General features: G+C 33.2%; 9 protein-coding genes. 4 read left to right on the forward strand and 5 right to left on the reverse strand.

All coding sequences use genetic code 11. The features are described from left to right. Positions 1-609: 609 nt before the first annotated feature. Both CDIMF43_RS00535 and CDIMF43_RS00540 read right to left on the reverse strand, forming a co-directional pair. Positions 610-1746, reverse strand: coding sequence for a relaxase/mobilization nuclease domain-containing protein (locus CDIMF43_RS00535; RefSeq protein ID WP_109840895.1), 1137 nt, complete (start codon positions 1744-1746; stop codon positions 610-612). Then, a complete protein-coding gene (locus CDIMF43_RS00540; RefSeq protein WP_109840896.1) occupies positions 1728-2099 on the reverse strand; it encodes a MobC family plasmid mobilization relaxosome protein in 372 nt (123 codons plus the stop codon). Before CDIMF43_RS00540 ends, CDIMF43_RS00535 begins: the two co-directional genes overlap by 19 nt. Positions 2100-2554: 455 nt before the next feature. Here CDIMF43_RS00540 and CDIMF43_RS00545 point away from each other — a divergent pair, with 455 nt between their 5' ends. The 3 genes from CDIMF43_RS00545 (at position 2555) to CDIMF43_RS00555 (ending at position 5207) form a co-directional block, all read left to right on the forward strand. Beyond that, the gene (locus CDIMF43_RS00545; protein ID WP_109840897.1) at positions 2555-2773 is read left to right on the forward strand and encodes a helix-turn-helix domain-containing protein; all 219 of its coding nucleotides are present in this window, start codon (positions 2555-2557) and stop codon (positions 2771-2773) included. 4 nt (positions 2774-2777) lie between these two features. Next, complete coding sequence (locus tag CDIMF43_RS00550; protein ID WP_109840898.1) at positions 2778-3656, forward strand: hypothetical protein; 879 nt, start codon at positions 2778-2780, stop codon at positions 3654-3656. A gap of 78 nt (positions 3657-3734) precedes the next feature. Further along, a complete protein-coding gene (locus tag CDIMF43_RS00555) occupies positions 3735-5207 on the forward strand; it encodes an Eco57I restriction-modification methylase domain-containing protein (RefSeq protein ID WP_109840899.1) in 1473 nt (490 codons plus the stop codon). Positions 5208-5564: 357 nt separating this feature from the next. On the opposite strand, the gene CDIMF43_RS00560 is transcribed toward CDIMF43_RS00555, so the two are convergent. After that, the gene (locus CDIMF43_RS00560) at positions 5565-5990 is read right to left on the reverse strand and encodes a cupin domain-containing protein (RefSeq protein WP_057889463.1); all 426 of its coding nucleotides are present in this window, start codon (positions 5988-5990) and stop codon (positions 5565-5567) included. Positions 5991-6400: 410 nt separating this feature from the next. Here CDIMF43_RS00560 and CDIMF43_RS00565 point away from each other — a divergent pair, with 410 nt between their 5' ends. Next, a complete protein-coding gene (locus CDIMF43_RS00565) occupies positions 6401-6952 on the forward strand; it encodes a tyrosine-type recombinase/integrase (RefSeq protein ID WP_003680030.1) in 552 nt (183 codons plus the stop codon). Positions 6953-7050: 98 nt separating this feature from the next. Here the strand turns inward: CDIMF43_RS00565 and CDIMF43_RS00570 are convergent, their stop codons facing one another. Together CDIMF43_RS00570 and CDIMF43_RS00575 are read right to left on the reverse strand one after the other, a co-directional pair. Further along, on the reverse strand, positions 7051-7608 hold the full coding sequence (locus tag CDIMF43_RS00570; RefSeq protein ID WP_109840900.1) for a DUF536 domain-containing protein: 558 nt from the start codon (positions 7606-7608) through the stop codon (positions 7051-7053). Positions 7609-7616: 8 nt separating this feature from the next. Next, on the reverse strand, positions 7617-8777 hold the full coding sequence (locus tag CDIMF43_RS00575; RefSeq protein WP_109840901.1) for a RepB family plasmid replication initiator protein: 1161 nt from the start codon (positions 8775-8777) through the stop codon (positions 7617-7619). Between the last annotated feature and the right edge of the window lie 304 nt (positions 8778-9081).

A 9081-nucleotide genomic window follows, 5' to 3' on the forward strand; every position in this document is an offset into this window, starting at 1 on the left:
TTTTTTTTTTTTCCAAAAGGTTTAAAAGACAAAGTATTTAAGATAAATATAAATACCCCTTCTTTATTTCACTAAAAAACAAAATAAACGATACGTAAATTCCTCGTGATTTCTCAACAGACAAAGTGTCGTCCTTAGTCAGACAAAAAGACCTCTAAAAAGTTATTAAATAATTTATAAGGATAGCTTGCTTCACAAGCTTATAAAGAATTTAAAAAAAATCAAAAACGTTCGCAAAGGTCTGTGCCTCGACTTACGCTCGACTGATCGAACCATTGCATGAGCTGGAAGCTAAATAACCAGCTCTATTTTCAATTTTAGCGTACAAGCTTATAAGAATAGGACCCTTAAACAAATTGAAGTGTCTCTATGGTCTTTTTTAGTAGTTTTAAATGGATTTTAAATCCCTATCACATATAAACAAGTCATTTCAATTGAGTTCGTCCCTTACGTAATCGAAAACCTCTTTTTTACCAGAGATTAAAGTAATTCAGCAGCCACATGAGCGCCACCACAACAATACCGGTAGGCACACTGGCGTATAAATTGGTTAAAACGGTTCGAAAGGTTAATTTTTGATTGGTTCGCTTGATTTCAGCGTTTAACTGCTTAAAGACTTGGTCCATGGTCTCGGTTATGGTCTGATTGATCTCGCTTAATTGGTGGTTGTTCTGGTTCATTTCGCGTTGAATCTTCGTGATTTCGGCTTTGTTTTGGTCTAAAAGATCGTTTAGGATCGTTTTCAGTTGTTTCAAGGATTCTGTTGATTGCTTTTGAGCTGTCTCGTTGAAGCTGGTTTGTGTGGTCTCTAAGTTTTTTAAGCTGCTGTTGAAGTTGTTCAGGACTGTCGTTGTCACTTGTTGAATCTCTTGTAAATTGTTCTCTAGATTGGCTTTCTCTAAGCTTTTCTGTTGTAGCGTCGCTCCGCTGTAGTTCCGGATCTCGGTCAAAACTTGAATCAGTTGCTGCAGGTCTTGGCTCATTGTTTCCGGATTGTCCGGTTGCGAAATCTCTGTCTTTTGTTGGTTCAATGTGTCTTTCAAAGCCATTAAAAATCGTCTCCTTTTCATAATCACTGCCTAACTTGCTCGCTCTCACCTTTTTATTGGCGTTTAAATGGGTGTAGGTGATCGTTTTTCCTCTCAGTTTAACATCTACCCCTTTTTTATTTAAAAGCTCTGAAAAGCTCTTAAAATCGCTTGTACGACTCACTGAATAATCGACAGCTTCTCTTATTTCGTCTTTCCAGCTGATTTTTCCTTTTTCCAGTAACGACTTTTCCGCTGTAGTATAACGAACTTTAGCGGGTTCTTCGGGAATCGTTAAGCCATGCTCAAGACAAATCTGATCGTTCATATCTTTAACTTCTTGAATGGCTTTTTGTCCATGCGCTTGAAATTTTAAACCAGTATCCATATTGACGCTATTAATCACTAAATGATTATGAATATGATCTTTATCGGTATGCGTATAAATGGCTACTTGGTGACCGTCAGCGACTTTTTCGGCTAATTGATAGCCTAGTTCATTGGCTTGCTCCGGAGTGACCTCACCGGGCTTAAACGACTGAATCAAGGTATGCGCTTGGACTTTATCGTCTTTGCCATAAATCATGCGAGTAGCTTTCATTTGGGTTTTGGCGTAGTTCACGTCACAATTGAAGCCGCTTTTGACCGTTGCCCGCGGTTCAGCGTAGTTAATGCAGCGAGAACAACTGGTGCTGCGGGCTAATTTAATTGTTGCCATAACTGATTCAGCTCCTTTTGTACGTTTTGCAATTCAGCCGTTAGGTTGGCGGCTGAATCCGGATCCAGTTCGGCAGCGTTCGTTGCTCTTGCCATCTGATTGACGTTATTTCCAATCGCGCGTAATTGCTTGGCAATCTCCACGGCTCCTGGTCGGTCAATTTTCGGCGTTACGAGCTTAGCCCCTTGTGCCTTGCTTTTTACAAAAGCCGGCACACTCATTTGAAAAGTTTCAGCGGAGCGCTTCAACTTTTCAAATTCGGATTCGCTCACTCGAAAGCTAATTTGTTTCGGCTCTTTTCGCTTCGGTTTGGCCTCCGCAAAAGGGGCCTCAAAAATCTCTCGTTCGCTCACTAGTCCCACCCCCCTGTTTTTCTTCTCAGTCGTTCAGAAAGAAGCATAACACTAAGGCGCATTTGGCTGTTAGTGTTATGCTTCTTTAAGGGGTTTGGCAAGCTCTATGTTTGCTAGCCACTTCGTGGCGCAAACGACCTTGTTGGGGGCGTGCTTCGCCGCCCCCAAACCCCCTAAAAAAACTTTCAAAACGTGATCGTTTTGAACCAAAAAATAGGACTGGAAATGAACACATTTCCAGTCCTATTTTTTGGCAAAAGAAAAACATTTTTTTCGTAAAAAAATAACGAAAAAAATGTCCTTTATTCGCGCCTATTTTAGAAAATAATTTGCTTATTTTGGCAAAGTGTTTTTTTATTAGCTCCGAACATTTACTACATATTAAAACAAATATGTGACTCATAGTCCGTTGACGTATAGTCGTAAAAATTGAATGATCTATAAGAGGTGAAAAAATGATAACAGTAAAAGTTGGGAATAGAATTCGCAAACTTAGGAAACAAAAAAATCTTAGTCAAGAAAAATTGGCTCATAAATCAGAATTAGATAGAACATATATTGCAAGTGTTGAAGCTGGCAAAAGAAATATAAGTATTGTGAGTTTAGAAAAAATAGTTACTAAAGGTTTAGAAACAGATTTATCTCTTTTCTTTAGTAAAATATACGAGGAGTGAAGTAATGGAAAAAATTGAATTATTAAAAAAGTTTAGAGAAGAAGCCGACATCTACTTAGAAAATGCAATTAGTTCGAGTAATGATAAAAAAAAGCAAGCTACTCATATAAATAAAAAGGTAACTGAACTAAGAAAAGTTTATACAAACGCTATATTAATTTCTGATGATAGTAGTGCACAAAAATTAGACGATGTTTTGCTAACTGCTTACGTTAGTTATATAGTCATGCTTGAATATAGAAATAAAGTTTGGAAGTATGAATATATGTCTTTTTCTCGTAGGATAGGGGAAATGTGGGAACCATTTTGTAAAATTCCTTTTTATTATCCAGTCAAAGAGTTAGCAATTTATGATCCTCCATCTTTTAAAAGTGTTCAAATAACTTTAGAAAATGAAATTAAGGACTACATAAACGGATTAGAAATAACTGATAATAAAAAAAGTGAATTACTCGAATATTATAATAGACAAAGCTTATTAATTGGGTCAGGCAGTATAAGTCTAAGTTTAGATTTACATTTTACTCAAAATGAAATCTATTATAATGTTGACTATAAGAGTGGATTTAGTAGTAATGAAAAAGGGAATACAAATAGATTACTAATGGTTGCAAGTATTTATAAAGGTTTATCTGCTGAAAATAAGACTTTGTTATTTGTTCGTCAACCTGAAGCAGACAATAATCACTATCTTCAAACTCTTAAGAAATCTAATTTATGGGAAGTTTATTCTTCGGACGAAGCTTATAATAAAATCCATGAGTTTACAGGGTTTGACTTGAAAAATTGGATGAATGTTCATATGAATTGGGAAGAAGATATCTCGCCTGAGTTTAAAGAATATCTTATAGAAAATGATTTAATTAAATATTTGACATGGTAACAAAAGGACAGTAGTATTACTTAAGTAATCTCTTAAGAAATGCTATAAGAGAAATAAGCATTATTGTGAGGGAAAACTTTGAATAAAATATATAAATCTTACTACACAAATAGTAATTTTATAACAAATTATATGGTTAGTATGTTGTCGTTAAAACCCGAAGATTTAATTCTAGAACCTTGTGGTGGAGAGGGTGCCTTTATCGATACATTATTGGAGAAATCTCCTCAATGTTTTATCGATACGGTTGATCTAAATGATGAATCAATAGATATAATGAAAATGAAATACAGCGAGTATCCTAATATTAAGATAAGAAAAACTAACACACTGACGGATGACATCTTTGATAAATATTCTATATCAGGACACTATGACAAAATTATTGGAAACCCTCCCTATGGTGGTTGGCAAGACTATGAGCAAAGAGATTTATTGAAGAAAAAATATAGTGGTTTTTATGTTAAAGAAACCTATTCTTTATTTTTACTACGTTGCATTTCCTTACTTAAAAAAAATGGAACTCTGTCCTTTGTTATTCCTGATACATTTTTATATCTTCACAACCATAAAGAACTCAGGAAAACCTTGTTGTTTGATACATCCATAAAGGAAATCTTGATTTTTCCAAGTAAATTATTTCCTGGAGTTTCTTTTGGATATAGCAAACTATGTATTATAACTATTGAAAAGAAAAATAATCCAATGAATCAAATAAATATATATAAGAATATTACTAGAGAAGAAGACTTTGAAGCTATTATGAACAAAGAAGATTTATCAAAGTTTGAATTAATCACTCTAGATCAAGAAAGCATTAAAAAGAATGAGAGCTATACATTTTATTTAAATAATAAAACAGCAGCTATTATGTCTAACTCAAAACTTTGCCTAAATGATATCGCAGATTGTGTAACAGGAATATATACAGGAGATAATAAAGGCTATATATATGCTGATAATGAAGGTGTTAAAGGAAGTAAAGACTATAAGATAGTCGATCACGAATTTATAGATCATGATTGTGAGAATCTAACTGGTACTAGTCACCAATATAAATATGTTCCAATTATAAAAGGTAACTCTTCAAGTGCATACACAAGAAAAACAAATGATTGGTATATTGATTGGAGACCAGAAGCAATCAAATTTTATAATACAAATAAAAAATCAAGATTTCAAAATTCTCAATATTATTTTAAAAAAGGTATCGCTGTTCCTATGGTCAAATCCTCAAAAATTAGAGCCACTATTTTTGATAAAAAAGTTTTTGATCAAAGTATAGTAGGTGTTTTTCCAAGAGAAGAAAAATATATTTTATTTATCTTGGGATTATTAAATTCTAACATAGCAAAGGACTTACTTTTTAATATAAACCCTACCGCAAATAACTCAGCAAATTATATAAAAAGAATTCCAATTGCACTACCTAGTGAAGAAGAATTAAAAGTGATTAATACTTTAGTTAATAATTTAATTGAAAATCAAAATGACGATCAATCACAAGAAAAACTAGATCATTTATATCTTAGTGTATACAATAAAAATTAAATAAAATAATAACAAAAAAAAGAAAATCATTTGATTTTCTTTTTTTTGTTATTATTCAGTTGACATAATCACGATTATAATAAATATAACTTTTAACATACATGAAATTAGATAAATTCGTGTATATAAAACCTTATTAAATCAAGGGTATATATACATGGTTTTTTAAGTTAGGAAATCTGAATATTTTAATCTACACTTATAATAGACAGCGAAAAATAAACCAGATCAATACCTGGTAAGTGTTTATTTTGGGTTAGAACTTAAACTGATCCAAATAAAATAATAGTATATTTGGAAAAAAAGGCTTAGGACTTTTGTCCTAAGCCTTTTTTCTCATTTTAAAATGAATTTATTCTAGTCTTGTTCATTAGGATCATTACGTGCATCATCATGTGTTTCATGTATAGTACCTGGAATATGATCTGGACCTGCATAAATCGTGTATAGTTTTAAAGGTTTATCACCTGTATTCAAGATATTATGCCACATATCAGCTGGAACAAAAACAGCGTCATCATCTTTAACTTTTTGTTCAAAATTCAAGTTGTCTTCTGTAGGGCCCATTTTACATAGTCCGTTTCCTTCTTCAATACGAATAAATTGATCAATACCATGGTGAACTTCTAACCCTATATCATCATTAGGCTGGATAGACATAACGGTGACTTGTAATTTTTCACCCGTCCACATTGTTGTCCGATACATCTCATTTTGGACAGTAGCCTCTTCGATATTCACTATATAAGGTTTTTTTCCATATTTTTTATCGTTGATTTCCATTTCTTCTTCCTCCTTATAATAAGTTTCATTTTACAATCATTACAAACTACCTCTGTGATAACTTTACTAATAACTAAGTTAAAAAGCAAATATTTAATATTATATTCACATGTTAAATAGATCTTAAATATTTATTTTTCTCTCAATCTCGTAAGGTTGAGAGGTTAGCTTTCTTTACCTAGGGAACCATCAGAACCAACTAGCAAAAAAATGACGAGGATATTACCTATAGAACTATACAATATGAGTTATCCTATCTTACTATTGATAGATACATGAAATTGTATAAAATCATGTATCAAGAATCCTATACCTATAGGGTTCTTTATTTATACCGGTGTCCAATACATGATTTCGTGGTATAATGAACGAAATCATGTATCTGTTTTGTGAGAGGAGAGACCATTTCAATGAGTTATAATGTACAACCATTACGAACGCAGCAAGAAATCAACGACTTTTTATTCTGTTTGAGACGCAACAAAAACGCCGAACGCGACGTTTTCTTGTTTTTGATCGGCATTAATAGCGGTTTACGCATGTCTGATATCGTGAAATTAAAGAAAAAAGACGTGATTTCCTCGAAAAACCCACGTATTGTGGAGCAAAAAACCGGAAAAACACGCATTTTATATTTAAGCAGCCTGCAGGAGTTGATCCAGGACTACACGAAAGACCTGAAGCCAGAAGATTATTTGTTTCCCAGTACTAAAGGCGGTCATTTAGAAGTCAATACGGTCTATCAGATGTTTCAAAAGGTCGCCGCATTATTAGATCGGGACGATATTGGCACGCACACGCTGCGCAAGACATTTGGTTACCACTATTACAAGAAAACCAAAGACGTGGCTACACTCATGGAAATATTCGGTCACAGCAGCGAAAAAATCACCAAACGCTATATCGGGATCAATGAAGATGAAATCAGTGAGACATTGTTGAACTTCCGTTTAGGTTTCTAACTTTAAGACAATATTTTCAAGAATTCATTGTTTTTTGATATCTAGATAAATTCACGAAAAAAGTATCTAAGATAGCATAGATATCTTAGATACTTTGATTATTTCCAAAATTTCCACCACTTCTTTTGTTTGGATTGGTCGGGTTCTATTTCAGAGTCAGAGGGATTGCTTTCCATGTTTTCGTAGGACTCTAACTGAAGCTGTAAACGTTCATTTTGCTGATTAGAGTGCAGAGTGAGCTGTTGTTGTTGATTTAAAAGTTTATGTAATTCGGATAACTGTAAATCTTTCTGTTCAAGTTGTTTTTGATAACCTTCTATTATTTTTATAGCCGTCTCTGATAGATTATTTTCGGGAACTGTGCTGGTTGTCGTAGTTTTCGATTTAGTTGCTGAAGTTATCGGTTTAGTTTGCGTATTTTCTGATGTAGTTTCTTTAGTTTTCAAATTAGCGGTTTCTGGTTTTCGGTTTCTGGTTTCTGAAAATGGAATGATAAATGTTGATTTTATAACTTCCTGCCCTTCTTCGCTAATTACAAATTTATTCCCTACTTTGGAGAAAAAACTTTTTCGCATATCAGGAGTTACTTTTTTATGAATGGCGGTTTTACTAACGCCTATTTCATCAGCAAGTTCTTTAATTGTTTTTTCCGCCATCGGAATCCCTACCCATCTAAATCTTGTATTTTAACGGTTTGTAAATATTGCTCAATTGATCGTTTTAGATACTTCACAACATTTCGCAACTGAATGCTAGCTCCATCTTTATGTGCAGCTACATAACTGATATGATCTTTCACTCCGTTCAGCCCTCGTAAGTCTTTTAATTCATCATACAGGGGATAAACCTGTTTTTGTAAATCAGCCATTCTAGAAACGTCTTGCATATCTCTAAATCCAATTAAGAAGTTTTCTCCCAACAAGGTCGTATACTTGCTTTGGACTGCTTTGTTAAATAAATTTTGCCGTTCTTGCTCTTGTTGAGCCTTATCCTTTTGATATTCCGGATCGTTCTCCTTATAAGGCAGTGGAGACTTGTTTTTTTTCTTTTCTATATGAAATTGAATTCCAGCAATTGAACGACCTTTTTTAATTTTGCTATAAGTAATGACGAAATGTGTATACTCGTTTATTTCTTCTAAAGATGATTTCAATACATTTTTTTCAAAATCAAACATTCTTTTATAGTCATTTAACGTACTTGTCATCCTGCGTAATTCCTGAATATCAATATAGGGATTTTTCATTTGTTCTATCTGTTTTTTCGTGCGGTTTGCTGAATCTTTATATGTTTCATATTGATTGAAGTTCATGGAAAACCATTTATATAAAATAATACTGTATTTACTGTTCAACTCTATGATATCAGTAATTAGATACTGGGTAAAATTCCGTTTTAGATCAATTAAGTAAGGCATGATATCGTCTGTAAATTTAATAGCCACAGTATCATTGTAATCGTTCCATTCACTGCTCGATATAGGAGAAATTATTTTGAAATTCCACTTACCTTTTTTATTTTCATCTCGTACTTCAAAAATAGATTGTTGATGGAGAGTAGTAAGAGCATTTTTGAAACGTGCATGCCTATCCTTGTCCGTTGCTTTAAAGAAAGAAAAGAGCGTTTTTTTTGATAAATGGACAGTGTTGTCTTCAGGAGGATTTTCGGTATCTAAACATGAAACTGCCAATTCAAAAAACTTCAATGGAATTTTATCCATTTTGGCAACACTTGTAATCAAATCGTTGTGTTCTACTGTCTTCTGTTGATACAAATCTTCCATCCGAACCACCTTATGTGGTATATTGCTATTAAAATTTCGCATAGAGAGAGCCACCTTTCTTTTTTTAGAGAAAAGGTATCCGGACGGGAAGTAAGATTTCTCTATGTTTTTAGTATACACCAAAGGACGAAAAAAATAAAAATAATTCGTCTAATAGACAGTTTTTCCTCGTCTAATAGACAGTTTTTCCTCGTCTAATGGACAGTTTTTCCTCGTCTCTTAATCGCTGTATCCCTTGATATTACTGTTTTTTTTTTTTTCCAAAAGGTTTAAAAGACAAAGTATTTAAGATAAATATAAATACCCCTTCTTTATTTCACTAAAAAACAAAATAAACGATACGTAA

The organism is Carnobacterium divergens (assembly GCF_900258435.1).
Taxonomy (GTDB): Bacteria; Bacillota; Bacilli; order Lactobacillales; family Carnobacteriaceae; genus Carnobacterium; species Carnobacterium divergens_A.